Genomic DNA, 15,736 nt, shown 5'->3' on the forward strand with positions numbered 1-15,736 from the left:
TCCTGAGGTGCTCGCGACAGCGAGCCTCGAAGGAGCATGCGTGGTTCGAGGCTTCTCTGCGAGAAGCGCCTCACCATGAGGCAGGTCGAGTTTGGGCACCCTCTCTTCTTGAAAATGGGAGAGGGAAAAAACGCGCCCCGGAATGAAGAGAGGAAAACGCGTCCAACCGCCCCTCACCCTTGCCGCAAAGACGCATCGGCGCTAAGCCGCGCGCTTCTGTTTCAGCAGGTAAATTCCATGACCACCAAAGTCCGTTTTGCCCCGAGCCCGACCGGCAAGCTGCACGTCGGCAATGTCCGCACCGCGCTGACCAATGTGCTGTATGCGCGCCAGACCGGCGGGACTTTCCTTCTGCGTATCGATGATACGGATCTGGAGCGCTCGACCCGGGCCTTCGAGGACGGAATCCGCAATGACCTGACCTGGCTGGGCCTGATCTGGGACGAGAGCTTCAATCAGTCGGACCGTTTCGACACATACGCCGCCGCCGCGCAGAAGCTGAAGGATATGGGCCTGCTCTATCCGGCCTATGAAACCGGCGAGGAGCTCGACCGCAAACGCAAGATCCAGCGCGCCCAGGGCAAGCCGCCCGTCTATGACCGCGCCGCGCTGAGCCTGACGGACGAGCAGAAATCCGCTTATGAGGCCGAAGGCCGCAAGCCACACTGGCGTTTCAAACTCTCCGGCAAGCCGGTGAGCTGGAATGATCTGGTCCGTGGCGAGACGACAATTGAAACCTCCTCGCTGTCCGATCCGATCCTGATCCGCGAGGACGGTTCCTATCTCTATACCCTGCCCAGCGTGGTCGATGACATCGAGGCAGGCATCACCACCATTATCCGCGGCGAGGACCACACCACCAATTCCGGGGCCCAGATCGAGATCTTTGAAGCCCTGGGCGGCAAGGTGCCGGACTTCGGCCACCAGGCGCTGCTGGTCGGGGCCGATGGCGGCAAGTTGTCCAAGCGCCTCGGCACGCTGGCGATCGAGGATCTGCGTGAAGTCGAAGGCTTCGAGCCGATGGCGATCCTGTCCCTGCTCGCCAAGATCGGCACGTCAGATCCGATCGAGGCGTTCACTGATATCCAGACCCTGATCGACCAGTTCTCCTTCGACAAATTCTCGCGCGCACCGGCGCGATTTGATCCCGAGGAATTGAAGCGCATCAATGCCCGCGTCCTGCACCAGCTTGATTATGCCGATGTCCGGGACCGCCTGGCGGCGATGGACGCCGATGGCGGGGAAGCCTTCTGGCATGCGGTCGCGCCCAATCTGGAACGCCTCTCGGACGCCAGGACCTGGCACACGCTGATCGAAGGCCCGGTCACGCCGGTCATCGAGGAAGCCGATTACATAGCCCAGGCCGCTGCCGCTCTGCCTGAAGGCGAGCTGACCGCCGAAAGCTGGGGAATCTGGACCGGCAGTCTGAAAGAGATCACCGGCCGCAAGGGCAAGGCACTCTTCATGCCATTGCGCATGGCCCTGACCGGCGAACAGCACGGGCCGGACATGTCCGAACTCCTGCCGCTGATCGGCCGCGACCGGGCGCTGGACCGTCTGAAAGCCTAGTCGCTGATTTCGCGCAGCAGGCGGTCAATCGCCTCACCGGCATCATCATGCACGCTGACATGATCGTGGAAACCGTCCGGCGTGAAGCCCTCTTTCTCGGTGCGGTAGAGCAGTTTGAAGAAGGGCTCCCAGAAGCCCTCGACCTCCAGAAACGCGACCGGCTTGTCATGTTGCGACAGGCGCTGGCGGGACAACACATCGAACACTTCTTCCAGCGTGCCGACTCCGCCCGGCATGATGAGAAAGGCGTCGCTCTCCTCGATCAGCATGTTCTTGCGAATCGACATGGTGGTCACGATGCGGGTTTCGGCCGCTTCATACAGGCCTTCCGTGGCGATCATGAATTCCGGAATCACACCCAGCACCTGCCCGCCCGCTTCCAGCGCGGCATGGGCGGCCTGGCCCATCAGGCCGACATCGCCGCCGCCATAGACCAGCCGGGCCTTGCGGTCGGCGATGACTTGACCGGCAGCGCGGGCCGCTTTGACATAGGCCGGGCTCCGGCCGGTTGCCGAACCGCAAAAAACACCAATCGACCGCACTTTCGCCATTTCTTCATGCCCTTTTGACTGACAAAGAGATCATAAGCCGCGTTGTCACATGTTGCGACCATCGATGGCCGTGATACACCAGTAAAAAAGGAGTTCGGCATGACCGCCATGCGGTCCCTCATTCTCGCCGCCATTCTGGGCGCTCTCGCAATCGGCGCAGCTGCCGTTTTTGTGCTGACACGCACGCCCGCCCCTGTGCAGCAAAGCGAACTCGCCACTCCGGCCAATCCCGCTGTCGATAATGACGTTCTGGTCACCACGCCGGCCCCGTCTTTCGATATTGTGCGTATCGATCCGGCGGGAACCGCCGTAATTGCCGGCCGCGGCGTTCCGGAATGGACGCTGCGCATTCTTGCCGATGGCCAATCCATTGCCGAGACAGAAATTGATGATCGCGGCGAATGGGTGATCATCCTCAACGATCCCCTGCCCGCCGGTTCCATCGAACTATCACTGGAAATGGAGTCCGGCCGTGGCGAGGTCATCCGGTCCGAACAGACGGTCCTGGTGTCCATACCCGCCTCCAGAGACGAAATTCCGCTCGTTGTGATCACCCGCCCCGGCGAGGCCAGTGAGGTCCGTCAGGGTCCGATGACCGGCGTGGCCACCGGCCCGCTGGCCCTTGAGACCGTCGATTACGATGACAGCGGAGCCGTCATTTTCGCCGGCCGCGCCACCCCCGGCAGCCGCGTCCGCATTTTCGCCAACGGGGCGATTGTCGGCGAAACCAGTGCCAATCCCGAGGGCCGCTGGTCCTTGCGCGCCGCGGAAACCCTTGCCCCGGGAATCTACGATCTGCAGATCGACATGCTGTCCGTGGACGGCGAGGTCGAGGCGGTGATCGCCCTGCCCTTCGAACGCGTCGCTCCGGAAGATGTCCAGCTTGGCGAAGGCCGTGTTATCGTGCAGCCCGGCAACAGCCTGTGGCGGATTGCCCGCCGTGTTTATGGGGAAGGTTTGCGCTATACGGTGATCTACCGGGCCAATCAGGACCAGATCCGCGATCCCGACCTGATCTATCCGGGCCAGGTCTTTTCCACGCCGAGCCAGGGCGACATTCCCGAAGACGAAGCAGAAGGCGGTTAGGCGGCGCGGGACGTCCCCGTACGGGCCGCCGTCAGCGCTTCGGCAATCCGGAACGCCATGTCCAGCGCCTGATCCGCATTCAGGCGCGGATCGCAATGCGTGTGATAGCGGGAAGAAAGATCCGCTTCGGTCAGGGCCTTGGCACCGCCGACGCATTCGGTTACATCCCGGCCGGTCATCTCGAAATGCACTCCACCCGGATAGGCCCCCTCACCGGCCACCGCCTGCATGAAGCCTTCCAGCTCCTTCAGAACACGGTCGAAATCGCGGGTCTTGTAGCCGCTATCGGTCTTCACCGTATTGCCGTGCATCGGATCACAGGACCAGATCACCGACCGGCCCTCGCCCTCGACCGCCTTGACCAGATGCGGCAGGCGTTCCCGCACACGATCCGCGCCCATGCGGCTGATCAGTATGATCCGCCCGGCTTCATTGTCGGGATTCAGCTTGTCCAGAACCGGGAAAAGGTCGTCCGGCTCCATGGTTGGACCGCACTTGATGCCGATCGGATTCATCACCCCGCTGGCAAATTCGACATGAGCCCCATCGGGTTGCCGCGAGCGTTCGCCGATCCACAGCATATGGGCGGAGGTTGCCAGCCAGGCATCGCCGGTTGAATCCCGCCGTGTCAGCGCTTCCTCGAAGGGCAGGTGCAGGGCTTCGTGACTGGTGTAGAAGTCCACGCTTTCCAGGCTGCGCGCGGCATCCCCCGTCACGCCGCAAGCGCGCATGAAAGCTAGGGCTTCGGAAATCCGCCCGGCCAGCTCGGTATAGCGGTCGCTGGCAGGCGAATCCTTTACAAACTCCAGCGTCCACTGATGGACATTGCCGAGATCGGCAAAACCGCCGGATGCAAAGGCCCGCAACAGATTGATGGTGGCCGCTGATTGCTCATACGAGCGGATCAGGCGCTGCGGATCCGGCCGCCGTGCCTCAGGCTCGAACGCCATGTCATTGACGCTGTCACCGCGATAGCTCGGCAGTTCAACACCATTCTGGGTCTCGATCGGATTGGAGCGCGGCTTGGTGAATTGTCCGGCAATGCGGCCGACCTTGACCACCGGCTTGGCCGCCGCAAAGGTCAGGATGACCGCCATCTGCAGAATGACGCGGAAAGTGTCGCGCACATTGTCCGCCGAAAACTCCTTGAAGCTCTCCGCGCAATCCCCGCCCTGCAACAGGAACGCCTTGCCGGCGGCCACATCTGCCAGCTGACGCCGCAAGCGGCGGGCTTCACCGGCAAAGACCAGTGGCGGTTTCGCCGCCAGCTCGGCCTCGACCCGCTTGAGCGCGTCGGCATCGGGATAATCCGGCAGTTGGGCGGCGGGCTTGTCCCTCCAGGAGGCAGGTGTCCAGCTCATGTAATTTCCGGCGGTGTCCATTTGTCTTTCAGCGTCACCAATTCCTCGGCGACAGTCGGATGCACCGCGCAGGTCGCATCAAATTGCTGCTTGGTCAAACCGGCTTTCACGGCAATACCGACCGCCTGGATGATTTCCGGGCTGTCATCGCCGGCCATATGGACGCCGACAACGCGTTGATCGTCCTGCTTGACCACCAGCTTCACCAGCATCCGGCTTTCCGACCCGGACAGGGCATTTTTCATCGGCTTGAAGGTGGCCTTGTAGATGTCCACCGCGCCATAGGCCTTGCGCGCTTCGTGCTCGGTCAGGCCGACCACGCCGACTGGCGGCTGGGTGAAGACCGCGCTGGCGACATCGGCATGGTCAAAGGCGGTAGGGTCGTCACCGAAGACGGTCGCGGCAAAGGCCGCGCCTTCGCGGATGGCCACCGGAGTCAGATTGATCCGGTTGGTCACATCGCCGACCGCATAGATATTATCGACATTGGTTTTCGAGAATTTGTCGACAATGATGGCCCCGTCTGCGGCCGTCTCGACACCGGCCTTGTCCAGCCCCAGCCCCTGGGTGTGCGCCACCCGGCCGACCGCCTGGATCACAACATCTGCGGTCAGTTCCTCGCCGGTATCGGTATAAACACGGCGCGCCCCGTCACCGGCTTCCTCGATCCGCGTGATATTGGCATGGGTCATGACCCTTACACCCGAGCGCTTCAGCTCGTCATGAATATGCGCGCGAACATCATCGTCAAAGCCGCGCAGGACCGTATCGCCCCGGTAGATCTGGCAAACCTCGGAGCCAAGCCCCGCAAAGACCTGGGCAAACTCACAGGCAATGTAGCCGCCGCCCGCAATGACGATACGCTGCGGGCGCTGCTTCAACAGGAAGACTTCATTGGACGAGATCGCCAGCTCGTCGCCCTCGATGCCGAGCCGGGCCGGGGCTCCGCCAACCGCAATCAGAATATACCTGGCAGAAATCGTGCGTCCGCCGGCAATCAGACGGACCGTATGGGCATCTTCCAGCTCGGCCCGGTCCTGAAAGATCTCGACGCCGGAATTGGACAGGTTTTTCCAGTAAATGCCCGATAGCCGGTCGACTTCATCATGCAGATTCGCACACAGCTTCGCCCAGTCATGGCGGACTTCGCCCACGCTCCAGCCATAGCCCGCCGCTTCTTTGAAGGCCTTGCCATAGGCTGCGGCATAGACAAGGAATTTCTTGGGCACACAGCCACGGATCACACAGGTTCCACCAACGCGATATTCCTCGGCAATCGCGACCCGGGCGCCGCGCAGGGCGGCCATCCGCGCTGCGCGCACGCCGCCGGAGCCGGCACCGATCACAAACAGGTCGAAGTCAAAATCTGTCAAAACTATTTCCGCCTACAATTCCATAACCCGCGCGCCGCCATCTTCACCGACGATCACCACCCGTGCCAGACCGATAAACAGACCGTGTTCGACAACACCGGGAATGTGAACCAGCCGGTCCGCGAGCCCGGCCGGATCGGGAATGGCCTTGCACGCACAGTCGAGAATGTAGTGCCCGCCATCCGTGATGAAAGGCTCCAGCCCGTCGCCGCGCCGCCGCAAATTCACATCGCCATGCGAAATGCCGGTCGCCCGCAAGGCATCAAAAATCTTCTTGGCGGTAATGGTGAAAGCGAAGGGATCCACTTCCACCGGCAGCGGAAACGCGCCCAATTGAGCCTTGAGCTTGGTTTCATCGATGATGACGACCATCAGATCCGAAGCGTGCGCGATAATCTTTTCGCGCAAAAGGCATCCGCCGCCGCCCTTGATCAGTTGAAAGCGCCCATCAACCTCGTCGGCGCCATCGACGGTCACGTGAATACGGTCCACATGGTCAATCGGCTTCAGGCCAATCCCCACCGATTCCGCCAGCTGTGCCGTCTGTTCCGATGTCGGCACGCCGACAATGTTGAGCCCGCCGCGTACACGTTCGCCGAGCGACTGGACAAAGAGTTCGGCGGTCGAGCCGGAGCCGAGGCCGACCGTCATCCCGTCGCTGACATATTGCAGCGCGGCGGCGGCCGCATTGGCCTTCTGCTCTGAGGCACTCACGAATTCACACCCGCGAGCAGGACATATTTCAGCTCGGTGAATTCCTCGACTCCCCACTTGCCACCCTCGCGGCCAATGCCGGATTCCTTCATCCCGCCAAACGGGGTGGAGGCCGAGCCGACCATCGGCGCATTCACGCCGACCATGCCGTAATCGAGGCCCTCCGACATGCGGTGGACGCGGCCGATATCCCGTGTGTAGAGATAGGCGGCCAGCCCGTAAGGCGTGTTATTGGCGAGTTCGATGATCTCTTTTTCGTCGTCCGCGCGATAGACCGAAGCCACGGGACCGAAAATCTCGTTGCGCGCAATCGCCTGATCGAAATTGCCGCCTTCCAGAAGGGTCGGCGCATAGAACGAACCGCCCAGCTCATCGGCCAGCGGCTGCCCGCCAACCCGGATACGGGCGCCCCCGGCCACAGCATCCTTTACAAGCTGATCAACGCGCGCGACCGCCTCGTCATGAATCAGCGGGCCGATATCCACGCCGCTTTCAAAACCGTCGCCCGCCTTGATCTTCGCGATCTTCTTTTCCAGCAGGTCGAGGAAAGCATCGGCCACACCGCTTTGAACAATAATCCGGTTGGGGGAGACACAGGTCTGCCCGCCGGACCGGAATTTGGCTTGTGCCACGCCCGTGGCCGCTGCCTCCAGATCCGCATCATCCATGACGATGAAGGGCGCATTTCCGCCAAGCTCCAGCGCCACGCGTTTTACGCCATCGGCGGCCTGCCGCATGATCAGCTTGCCCACTTCCGTCGAACCCGTGAAGCCGATCATCCGGACCTCCGGCGATCCGGTCATCACCGGCCCGAGCCTTTCCGCATCGCCGCAGATGACATTGAAGACGCCGGCGGGAAATCCGGCCCGGTCCGCCAGCTCGGCCAGCGCCAGCGCCGTCAGCGGCGTTTCCGGGGCCGGCTTTATGACAATCGAACAGCCCGCCGCCAGAGCTGGCGCGGCTTTCCTCGTGATCATGGCCGAGGGGAAATTCCACGGCGTGATACAGGACACAACGCCGACCGGCTGATGGATTGTCCAGCCTCGTGTGCCGGGAAACGGCACGGTGACGGTTTCCCCGTGAATGCGCACCGCTTCCTGCGCCGACCATTCGATAAATGCCGAGCCATAGGCCACCTCGCTCTTGGCTTCGGCCCAGGGCTTGCCCATTTCGGACGTGATCAGTGTTGCCAGATCATCGGCATTTTCATTGATCAGCTCATACCATTTCAACAGGATGCGCGTGCGCTCGAAGGGCGAGGTCTTGCGCCACACCCGGAACCCGGCTGCCGCCGCCGAAATCGCAGCCTTTGCGCCATCAGCACCGACATCCACGACATCGGCCAGCTTCGACCGGTTGGCCGGATTATCGACCGCAAATGTATCTGGGCCGGAATGCCATTCACCTCCGTAGTAGGACTGGGTCTTGTAAAGGCTTTTGTCCTTCAACCGGTCGGACAATATCATGATTACCGCTCCGCTTTGCGTTTTTGCATCGCCGCGCGAAAACGCGACGCCCAGCCGTCCTTGTTGACCTGTTTGGCGCGTCCCAACGCCAGGGCATCATCAGGCACATCCTCGGTCACCACACCCCCCGAACCGGTATAAGCCCCCTTGCCAATGTTGACCGGGGCCACCAGCGAGGAATTCGAGCCGATAAAGGCCCCCTCGCCGATCCGGGTTCTGTGCTTGCCGAAACCGTCATAATTGCAGGTGATGGTTCCCGCACCGATATTGGCATTCGCACCGACATCCGCATCCCCGATATAGGCAAGGTGATTGGCTTTTGCACCGGAGCCGAATGTGGATTTCTTCACTTCGACAAAATTGCCGATCTTTGCGCCGGCTCCGATATCCGCGCCCGGCCGCAACCGTGCATACGGACCGATGTCTGCCCCGGCGCGGACCACGCACCCTTCAAGATGCGAAAAGGCATGAATTGTCGCGCCATCCTCGACCGTCACGCCAGGGCCGAAAACCACATTCGGCTCGATAATGACATCGCGGCCAATGACCGTGTCATGAGCAAGGAAAACGGTTTCCGGCGCGGTCAGCGTGACGCCATCGCGCATGACTTCGCCGCGGCGGCGGGTCTGCCAGCTTGCCTCGGCTTCCGCCAGATCAGCTCGCGAGTTGACGCCGAGGACTTCGGCCGCATCGCCTTCAACAGCGACGGCTTTCAGGCCACGCTTGCGCGCCAGCCCGACAACGTCCGTGAGATAGTATTCCCCATTGGCATTGTCGTTGGTGACTTCGCCCAGCAATTCGAACAATAAAGGCGCCGGCGCCGCCAGCACACCGGAATTCACAAAGCCGATGGCGCGTTCTTCTTCGCTGGCATCCTTGTACTCCACAATCCGGTCGAGCACGCCGTCCTTCACAACCAGCCGTCCATAGGCACCGGCATCTTCCGGGGTGAAGCCCAGCACCGCCACCGAGGCACCCGATTCAAGTGCGGCGAAAACCTTCTCCACCGCTTGCGGCGTGATCAGGGGCGTGTCGCCATACAGCACGATAGCATTGCCCAAAAAGCCGGCCATCGCGCTCTCGGCACATTGCACCGCATGACCGGTTCCCTTGGGCGGGTCCTGCAGCGCCGTCAGCGTATTGTTCGCCTCGCCCAACGCGCCAATCTGGGGCGACTTCCTGCCATAGACTGTAACCACCCGCTCGGCACCGGCTTTCCTCGCCAGATCTATCGACCATTCCAGCATCGGCCGTCCGCCGACCTGGTGCATACATTTTGGCAGATCGGATTTCATTCTCGTACCAAGGCCGGCGGCGAGAATGATAGCGGCGCGCGGTGCGGTCATATGCGGCTCCTGATCCCTGCGACATTGCAAATGGGCTATCGGGCTATAGACCATTCAAATACAGGAAGCGACCGCCCGTTTGGGGGAGATCGCAGACTTGAGGATCAGAAATGATGTCGGACTGTTTCGAGGGGGCCGGAATTGCCTTCGACCTGGATGGCACACTGGTGGATACCGCGCCGGATCTGGTGCGGGCTCTGAATGAAGTCGTGGCGGCAGACGGTCTGGACAATGTCGCGCTGGCGGATGTCCGCGCCATGGTCGGGCGCGGAGCCCGTGTACTGATCGAACGCGCTTACGCAGCCCAGGACCGGAAAATCGATTCGGCCGGTGTTGATCACCGCGTCGCCGACTTCATCAAGGTCTACCGGTCAGGCATTGCCGATCTCAGCCGCCCCTTCGAAGGAAGTCTGGAGGTACTAGACAAGCTGAATGCACGTGGTGCGAGGCTGTCAATCTGCACCAACAAGCCCAGCGAGCTGGCAGATGCCCTGATCGAAGCGCTCGGCCTGACGCATTATTTCGAACGCATCATCGGACCCGACCGGACCGAGGCGAAAAAGCCCGATGCCGCCCATTTCTGGAGCGCGGTCGGTGATGCCGGACCCAATCTGGCGCTGATCGGCGATTCCATTACCGACGCCGCCTGCGGACAGGCTGCGGGCATTCCGTGCGTCATACTGACCCACGGATATAGCGAAATACCGCATCTCGCCCTGGGCGCAGATGCGGTACTCGATGATTTCAGAAGCTTGCCCGAAACGCTGGAAAAGCTCTGGCAAGGCCGGTGATCAGGCCGAGCGCAGTTCCGGCAGCCGGTCATTGGCGGTCCGACGATCGGGCGTCGAATCATTGGCGGCGCTTTGACGGCGCGGCATGCCATTGACCATGTTCGAGCGGACATCGGTCCGTGCCGACCGCATGGCCGGCATGAAACCGGCATCCACCAGTTCAATATTCACATCATAGCCCCGGTCAGCCCAGTAGGCTTCGATCCGTTGCTTCAGTCGACGCGCGCCTTCCGGCGTGCAGAGGTCATTACTCATAGCGATACTCCGAACCGGCGGGCCATTCCCGCCTGGGTTACGTGCGCTCCCCTCTTGGAAAACGGAGACTGCGTGAAAAACACTGCCTCTCCGCACCACCTGCTAACAGGCTGGCGGGCTCTATGACGATTTCATGTCGCCGCGTCAAGCCGTTCCGGCCAATTATTTAGAAAAATTTAGAAATGCGCCGATCAATTGTGTGTGACGCTTGACCAGCAAGGGGCCTGCGGCCTATACGCCGCGGCTCTGGAATGGGCGATTAGCTCAGCGGGAGAGCACTGCCTTCACACGGCAGGGGTCGCTGGTTCAATCCCAGCATCGCCCACCATTCCGCCTTAAAGCCTGTATTAACCGCCATTTGGACAGCCTGGCCGGACTCTTTTACCGCAACGCTGCAATTCGCCGCAGGCCAACTACTTGCGAAACATTCGCAAAAATGTAAGGGACAGGATCAGAGATTACGGAGTGATCCATGACCCGCCTGATTTTGTCAGCGATTGTCGCTTTTACGGCGGCGGCCTGCAGCCAGCCCGCTGATACCGAAGTCGTCAACGTCTATTCCGCCCGCCACTATGATTCGGATGAGGTTGCCTATGCCCGCTTCACCGAAGAGACCGGCATTGAAGTCAATCTGATCGAGGCCAGCGGCGATCTTTTGATCGAACGCATCCGAACGGATGGCGACCGAAGTCCCGCAGATGTCGTGATCACCGTCGATGCCTCGCGGCTTCAACGCGCAGAGGACGCCGGCCTGTTCGCCCGGACCGATTATTCCACGATTGCGGAAGGTGTGCCGGAACGCTTTATTGATCCCGATGGTCACTGGGTCGGTTTCGCGCTTCGTACACGTGTCATTGCCTATGCCGAGGATCGCGTCGACCCTTCCGAAATCACCAGCTATATGGATCTGGCCGATCCGCGCTGGCAGGGGCGGATCTGCATCCGCAGTTCGGACAATGCCTATAACCAGTCACTGCTGGCCTCCATCATCGCTCACCATGGCGAGGCGGTGGCAGAAGCTTGGGCGCGCAGCGTCGTGGCCAATTTTGCCCGTCCGCCTCAGGGGGGCGACACCGATCAGCTGCAAGCAATTCATGCAGGTGAATGCGATGTCGCGGTCGTAAATCATTACTATTATCTGCGGCTTGCGAATTCGGAGAACTCTGATGATCTGAGTGTCGCCAATGGCATCGGCTTGATCTTTCCGGCCGGTGAATACGGCACTCATGTTAACATCTCCGGCGCAGGAATTGCCGCCAACGCCCCTCACCCCGAGAATGCGGAAGCGCTGATCCGCTTCCTCCTGAGTGAAACCGGGCAGCGGGCCTATGCCGAGCTCACCAATGAATTCCCGGCGGTCGAGGGCGCCGCATTCGACAACCCGGCCGTCCGCGAACTGATGGGCTTTCAGGCGGATACGCTCAACATGTCGACACTGGGAGATAATGCCGAAGCCGCCCGCCGCGTGTTCGACCGCGCCGGCTGGCCCTAGGATTTGAATGAGATCGTCAGGACCCGGTCCCGCAGTTTTTGGCAGTCTGGCCGCCCTTGTGGCGGCCGGACCGATTCTGGCCGTAGCCTGGATCGCTCTCACCGCGCCCTGGGGCGATTATCTGCTCCATCTGCTGCAGACACGTCTGACGGGCTATGTGCTGAACACACTTGTGGTCACCTCGACCGCAATGATCCTGGCCGGCGGGATCGGCACCATGGCAGGGTGGATGATCGCCCGTCTCGATTTTCCGGGACGCCATATATTCGCATGGGCATTGGCCCTCCCCCTGGCGGTACCGGCCTACGTCGCGGCATATGGCTGGCTGGATCTGACACAGGCCGCCGGACCGCTTCAGACGCCCTTGCGGGAGGCCGGGCTGACCGGCCTCGCCGACCTCCTGCCGGTTGTGCGCGGCCCCCTTGGGGCGGGATTTGTCTTCGCCGTGACCCTCTATCCCTATGTCTATCTCATCGCGCGGCAGGCTTTCTCGGAACTTCATCCGGATATGCAGAACGCGGCGCGTACGCTCGGAGCCTCACGCTGGCAGACGCTGACCGGCATCACCCTGCCACTCGTCCGGCCCGCACTGGCCGCGGGGCTCGCCCTTGTGGCGATGGAGTCCATAGCTGACTTCGGGGCCGTAGCGCATCTCGGCGCCCCCACTTTGACGGTTGGCGTGGTCCGTGCCTGGGCAGGGGCCGGATCGGTTGCGGATGCCGCCCGTTTGGCCGTCGTACTCGCGCTGTTTGCCTATCTGGCCTTCGCGCTCGAACGGCAGAGCCGAGCCCGCGCCCGTTTCGGCCAGACCAGCGGCGGACGGCGTCAACCACACCTTCTCCGGCTGACCGGCACAAAGAGCATCATGGCCAATCTGGCCTGCCTGCTGCCCATCCTGTTCGGCCTGGTCGTCCCCCTAGGCCGGCTGCTCTATCTGGCGCTGACCGAGCCAGCAGCCCGCGGCGTGATGGACGGGCTCACCAATTCCCTCACACTGGCCAGCATAACCGCCATCCTCGCCGCCCTGCTGGGACTGGGCGCGGCCTATGCCATACGCAGCGGCACGGCATTCGGTGTCTTGTCCGCACGGCTGGCCAGCCTGGGCTATGCCGCACCTGGTGCGGTCGCGGCGGTGGGGGCGCTCGTCCTGTTTGCCGGTCTCCAAGCCCTTCTCGATAGCCTCTGGGGCGGACGTTTTCCGGTCCTCCTGACGGCCACTGCGGGCGCGCTTGTCTTCGCTTATCTATCACGCTTTGCAGCTGTCGCGATCGCTCCCGCCGAGACAGCGCTGGCACAGGTCACGCACCGTCTGGATGAGGCCGCCAAAACGCTCGGCGCCCGCCGCCGGCGGATCGCGGCTGAAATCCACTGGCCACTGATACTCGGCGGCGTTGGCATTGCCGCCCTGATGGTGTTCGTTGAGGTGATGAAGGAATTGCCCGCCACCATGATTCTGCGCCCATTCAATACCGACACGCTTGCTGTGATCGCCCACAATTATGCTTCGGATGAGCGGTTGGGACAGGCGGCGCTGCCGTCCCTGATCATCGTTCTGGCCACCATTCCGGCAATGATTCTCGCCGCCCGTTCCCTGACACGGGGAGCTGATCGATGAGCCAACCCGTCCTGTCGGTCCGCGGCGCAGAAAAGTCGCTCGGCGGCAATCCAATTCTCAAAGGGGTCGATCTGGACCTCTATTGCGGCCAGGTCTGTGCCGTGCTCGGCCCCTCCGGCGCTGGCAAATCGACGCTATTGCGCAGCATTGCCGGTCTGGAAGCGCTGGAAGCTGGAAGCATCATCTCCGGCGGACAGAGATGGGATGATGGAAAACACATCACGCCGGCCGAACAGCGCCGCGTGGGGGTCGTCTTTCAGGACTATGCGCTTTTTCCTCACCTCACCGTCGAGAAAAACATCGCCTTCGGCTTGAAGGGCAGCCTTGCAAAAGACGCCGCTCGTGAACGGGTCGCGGAACTGATCAGCCAGGCCGAGATCAGTGCGCTGGCACAATCCTATCCGCATGAATTGTCGGGCGGCGAGCAGCAGCGCGTCGCGCTCGCCCGTGCCCTTGCGCCGCGTCCCGACATCATCCTTCTTGATGAGCCCTTTTCCAGCCTCGACCGGCGGCTGCGCGCCGATTTGCGCGAGCAAACCATGAAGGTCATCCGCGAGGCCGGCGCCGCCGCCATGATCGTGACACATGATGCCGATGAAGCCTTTGAAACCGCTGATACGCTGCTTTTGATGGAAGATGGCCGCATCATCCAGTCGGGTTCGCCAGCCGATGTCTATTGCCGTCCGGTTTCGATTTCATCGGCCCGATTGCTCGGAGATATCAACGTCGTGACCGGGACGGTTGACCAAAACCGGATCGCCACCCTGTTCGGTGATATTGCGATACCGGACATGCAAGACGGCGCGAGTGTGAACCTGCTCGTCCGACCGGAAGCCTTGCGGGAATCCGAAACAGGTGCCGAATTCACGGTCGAGGACATCCGCATCAGCCAGGGCCGACAGCGCCTTCGTGCCACCGCCTCCGACGGGGGCCGCTGGATTGCGGAACTCCCGCTCGCCCATCCCATAAAAAAGGGCGAGACCTTGCGCCTCGCCCTTGATGAAACCGCGATTTCGGTATTGCCAGCCTAGGCGGCGGCCGCTTTTGCTGCAGCGGCCTCTTCCAGACGGGCGCGCGCCATCTCGTCCGCGATATCGTTGGACGGACGGCCTTCATTTTCAGCGCGGTCGAGAATTTCGCCAAGCGTCGCCTCAAGGCCGGCCAGCTTGCCCTTCACCCATTGCGGATCGAAATCACCGCGGATTTCGCCCATCACATTGATGATGCCGCCGGCATTGATCACGTAATCGGGGGCGTAGAGGATGCGCCGCTTTTGCAGGGCGGCACCCATATCCCGTGTGGCGAGCTGATTATTGGCAGCACCTGCAACAATCTTCACCTTCAGACGGTCTATCGTCTCCGGATTGATCACCGAACCCAAAGCGCAGGGTGCGAACACATCCACCTCCTGATCATAGATCGCGTCCTTGTCGACAATAACCGCGCCGAAATTGTCCACATGCTTTTTCAGGCCGTCGACATTCATGTCGGCAACGATCAATTCAGCGCCCGCCCGGGACAGATGCTCGCACAGATAGCTGCCGACATGCCCGGCAGCGCCCTGGACAGCGACACGGAGACCATTGAGATCTTCCGAACCGGTGGCGCGCTTGACGCAAGCGCGGATACCTCTGAAGACGCCGTCCGCCGTTGTCGGTGACGGATCACCCGATGCCGCCTTGCCTTCCGGCAGGCCGGTAACGTATTTGGTCTGTTTGTGGACACTCATCATGTCGTCAGGGCTGACACCGACATCCTCGGCGGTGATGTAATTCCCGTTCAGGGATTCCACAGCACGGCCAAAGGCCTGAAACAGCGCATCGCGGTCAAAATTGCCTTGTGGCTTCATGATCACGCTCTTGCCGCCACCAATCGGCAAGTCGGCCATGACGTTTTTATAGCTCATGCCTTGAGAGAGCCGCAGCGCATCCTGAAGGGCGTCCGCCGAATTGTCATACGTCCAGAACCGACACCCGCCGCAGGAGGGCCCACGCGCCGTCGAATGCACGCCAATGATCGCCTTCAGCCCGGTTTTCTCGTCCGTTGCAAACAGGACCTTTTCGTGATTGTCGAAAGAAGGGTGTTCAAAAACGCTCATGAATCAATCCGTCTTCTGG

Annotated in this window: 14 protein-coding genes and 1 tRNA gene; 7 read left to right on the top strand and 8 right to left on the bottom strand. The window is 61.6% G+C overall.

The window, feature by feature from the left end:
• The first annotated feature begins 237 nt into the window (after positions 1 to 237).
• Positions 238 to 1,569 (top strand): glutamate--tRNA ligase, encoded by a 1,332-nt coding sequence (gene gltX / locus DBR16_RS08115; protein ID WP_109260771.1) that lies wholly within the window; start codon positions 238 to 240, stop codon positions 1,567 to 1,569.
• On the opposite strand, the gene DBR16_RS08120 is transcribed toward gltX, so the two are convergent.
• Positions 1,566 to 2,120 (bottom strand): LOG family protein, encoded by a 555-nt coding sequence (locus DBR16_RS08120; RefSeq protein WP_109260772.1) that lies wholly within the window; start codon positions 2,118 to 2,120, stop codon positions 1,566 to 1,568. The genes gltX and DBR16_RS08120 overlap by 4 nt on opposite strands.
• A gap of 99 nt (positions 2,121 to 2,219) precedes the next feature.
• On the opposite strand from DBR16_RS08120, the gene DBR16_RS08125 reads away from it, so the two are divergent.
• Complete coding sequence (locus tag DBR16_RS08125) at positions 2,220 to 3,206, top strand: LysM peptidoglycan-binding domain-containing protein (protein ID WP_109260773.1); 987 nt, start codon at positions 2,220 to 2,222, stop codon at positions 3,204 to 3,206.
• On the opposite strand, the gene DBR16_RS08130 is transcribed toward DBR16_RS08125, so the two are convergent.
• The 5 genes from DBR16_RS08130 to glmU are packed head-to-tail and all read right to left on the bottom strand — an operon-like array spanning position 3,203 to position 9,466.
• Positions 3,203 to 4,567 (bottom strand): class II 3-deoxy-7-phosphoheptulonate synthase, encoded by a 1,365-nt coding sequence (locus DBR16_RS08130; protein WP_109261804.1) that lies wholly within the window; start codon positions 4,565 to 4,567, stop codon positions 3,203 to 3,205. The genes DBR16_RS08125 and DBR16_RS08130 overlap by 4 nt on opposite strands.
• Positions 4,564 to 5,940 (bottom strand): glutathione-disulfide reductase, encoded by a 1,377-nt coding sequence (gene gor, locus DBR16_RS08135; protein ID WP_109260774.1) that lies wholly within the window; start codon positions 5,938 to 5,940, stop codon positions 4,564 to 4,566. The genes DBR16_RS08130 and gor overlap by 4 nt, the downstream gene beginning before the upstream one ends.
• Positions 5,941 to 5,952: 12 nt before the next feature.
• Entirely contained in the window at positions 5,953 to 6,654 is a 702-nt protein-coding gene (gene rpiA, locus DBR16_RS08140) for a ribose-5-phosphate isomerase RpiA (RefSeq protein WP_109260775.1), read from the bottom strand.
• Complete coding sequence (locus tag DBR16_RS08145; protein WP_109260776.1) at positions 6,651 to 8,120, bottom strand: NAD-dependent succinate-semialdehyde dehydrogenase; 1,470 nt, start codon at positions 8,118 to 8,120, stop codon at positions 6,651 to 6,653. Before DBR16_RS08145 ends, rpiA begins: the two co-directional genes overlap by 4 nt.
• Before the next feature lie 2 nt (positions 8,121 to 8,122).
• Positions 8,123 to 9,466 carry a bifunctional UDP-N-acetylglucosamine diphosphorylase/glucosamine-1-phosphate N-acetyltransferase GlmU gene (gene glmU, locus DBR16_RS08150; protein WP_109260777.1) on the bottom strand — a complete coding sequence of 448 codons (1,344 nt, stop codon included), beginning with the start codon at positions 9,464 to 9,466 and terminating at the stop codon, positions 8,123 to 8,125.
• 110 nt (positions 9,467 to 9,576) lie between these two features.
• Here glmU and DBR16_RS08155 point away from each other — a divergent pair, with 110 nt between their 5' ends.
• Positions 9,577 to 10,257 (top strand): HAD-IA family hydrolase, encoded by a 681-nt coding sequence (locus tag DBR16_RS08155; protein WP_109260778.1) that lies wholly within the window; start codon positions 9,577 to 9,579, stop codon positions 10,255 to 10,257.
• On the opposite strand, the gene DBR16_RS08160 is transcribed toward DBR16_RS08155, so the two are convergent.
• Positions 10,258 to 10,512, bottom strand: coding sequence for a phosphoglycolate phosphatase (locus DBR16_RS08160; protein ID WP_109260779.1), 255 nt, complete (start codon positions 10,510 to 10,512; stop codon positions 10,258 to 10,260).
• Between the two features lie 253 nt (positions 10,513 to 10,765).
• Here DBR16_RS08160 and DBR16_RS08165 point away from each other — a divergent pair.
• The 4 genes from DBR16_RS08165 (at position 10,766) to DBR16_RS08180 (ending at position 14,650) form a co-directional block, all read left to right on the top strand.
• Positions 10,766 to 10,840: transfer RNA gene (locus DBR16_RS08165), tRNA-Val, on the top strand.
• A gap of 144 nt (positions 10,841 to 10,984) precedes the next feature.
• Positions 10,985 to 12,004 (top strand): extracellular solute-binding protein, encoded by a 1,020-nt coding sequence (locus DBR16_RS08170; protein WP_109260780.1) that lies wholly within the window; start codon positions 10,985 to 10,987, stop codon positions 12,002 to 12,004.
• 7 nt (positions 12,005 to 12,011) lie between these two features.
• Positions 12,012 to 13,619, top strand: a complete 1,608-nt coding sequence (locus DBR16_RS08175; RefSeq protein ID WP_109260781.1) for an ABC transporter permease — start codon at positions 12,012 to 12,014, stop codon at positions 13,617 to 13,619.
• On the top strand, positions 13,616 to 14,650 hold the full coding sequence (locus DBR16_RS08180; RefSeq protein ID WP_109260782.1) for an ABC transporter ATP-binding protein: 1,035 nt from the start codon (positions 13,616 to 13,618) through the stop codon (positions 14,648 to 14,650). Before DBR16_RS08175 ends, DBR16_RS08180 begins: the two co-directional genes overlap by 4 nt.
• Here DBR16_RS08180 and DBR16_RS08185 read toward each other — a convergent pair.
• Complete coding sequence (locus DBR16_RS08185; RefSeq protein WP_109260783.1) at positions 14,647 to 15,717, bottom strand: Leu/Phe/Val dehydrogenase; 1,071 nt, start codon at positions 15,715 to 15,717, stop codon at positions 14,647 to 14,649. The two genes, DBR16_RS08180 and DBR16_RS08185, sit on opposite strands and share 4 nt — an antisense overlap.
• Between the last annotated feature and the right edge of the window lie 19 nt (positions 15,718 to 15,736).

The sequence above is a fragment of the Hyphobacterium indicum genome (assembly GCF_003129605.1).
Taxonomy (GTDB): domain Bacteria; phylum Pseudomonadota; class Alphaproteobacteria; order Caulobacterales; family Maricaulaceae; genus Hyphobacterium; species Hyphobacterium indicum.

Excerpts from the sequence above, each read along its gene's own strand:
- gltX (WP_109260771.1), top strand. The coding sequence starts at position 238 with ATGACCACCAAAGTCCGTTTTGCCCCGAGCCCGACCGGCAAGCTGCAC.
- DBR16_RS08120 (WP_109260772.1), bottom strand. The coding sequence starts at position 2,120 with ATGGCGAAAGTGCGGTCGATTGGTGTTTTTTGCGGTTCGGCAACCGGC.
- DBR16_RS08125 (WP_109260773.1), top strand. The coding sequence starts at position 2,220 with ATGACCGCCATGCGGTCCCTCATTCTCGCCGCCATTCTGGGCGCTCTC.
- DBR16_RS08130 (WP_109261804.1), bottom strand. The coding sequence starts at position 4,567 with ATGAGCTGGACACCTGCCTCCTGGAGGGACAAGCCCGCCGCCCAACTG.
- DBR16_RS08145 (WP_109260776.1), bottom strand. The coding sequence starts at position 8,120 with ATGATATTGTCCGACCGGTTGAAGGACAAAAGCCTTTACAAGACCCAG.
- glmU (WP_109260777.1), bottom strand. The coding sequence starts at position 9,466 with ATGACCGCACCGCGCGCCGCTATCATTCTCGCCGCCGGCCTTGGTACG.
- DBR16_RS08155 (WP_109260778.1), top strand. The coding sequence starts at position 9,577 with ATGATGTCGGACTGTTTCGAGGGGGCCGGAATTGCCTTCGACCTGGAT.
- DBR16_RS08160 (WP_109260779.1), bottom strand. The coding sequence starts at position 10,512 with ATGAGTAATGACCTCTGCACGCCGGAAGGCGCGCGTCGACTGAAGCAA.
- DBR16_RS08170 (WP_109260780.1), top strand. The coding sequence starts at position 10,985 with ATGACCCGCCTGATTTTGTCAGCGATTGTCGCTTTTACGGCGGCGGCC.
- DBR16_RS08175 (WP_109260781.1), top strand. The coding sequence starts at position 12,012 with ATGAGATCGTCAGGACCCGGTCCCGCAGTTTTTGGCAGTCTGGCCGCC.
- DBR16_RS08180 (WP_109260782.1), top strand. The coding sequence starts at position 13,616 with ATGAGCCAACCCGTCCTGTCGGTCCGCGGCGCAGAAAAGTCGCTCGGC.
- DBR16_RS08185 (WP_109260783.1), bottom strand. The coding sequence starts at position 15,717 with ATGAGCGTTTTTGAACACCCTTCTTTCGACAATCACGAAAAGGTCCTG.